Below are 524 nucleotides of genomic sequence, written 5' to 3' on the forward strand. Positions count from 1 at the left end.
GATTACTCTTTAATCAAGCGCTTTACAGTGCTTGCGTTTTCACCAATAATCTGAACTACATAAACTCCAGCGGCAAGGGACGATACATCCACTGCTTTCTCACCCTGCATTGTGCGAAGGTTTGTCTGGTTTACCAATTTTCCGTTTATGTCATAGATCATCATTTTCTCAAGAGAAATGTTGGTCTTGTTCACAAGGTTCACAACAGTGCTCGCTGGGTTTGGATATAAAGCCAGGCCAGCATCCAGTGAATTCTCGTTTAAACCGGCAACCGTGTCTACCGTTAGCTCAAAGCTACAAGTGGAAGTATTTCCGTACTCATCGGTAGCCGTTAGGTTAATGGTATAAGTACCATCAGACAACGGAGTTCCTACTGCAGGATCCTGGCTGGTAATGGTTACTGGGTCTGTACAGTTGTCCTCTGCAGTGGCTTCGCCAGTTGCAAAATAGTCTGGTAAGATATAGAACAGGTTACCAGCTCCCGGATCAACAGTTTGATCTGCTGGGCAGGTAATTACTGGGGC

At 45.4% G+C, this 524-nt stretch carries 1 protein-coding gene; it reads right to left on the reverse strand.

What is annotated here, in order from left to right; genetic code table 11:
* Positions 1 to 2: 2 nt before the first annotated feature.
* Positions 3 to 524 (reverse strand): T9SS type A sorting domain-containing protein (locus tag ESV24_RS15215; RefSeq protein WP_146743200.1); only part of this gene is annotated, 522 nt, incomplete at its 5' end.

The organism is Aequorivita lipolytica, assembly GCF_007997135.1.
Classification (GTDB): domain Bacteria; phylum Bacteroidota; class Bacteroidia; order Flavobacteriales; family Flavobacteriaceae; genus Aequorivita; species Aequorivita lipolytica.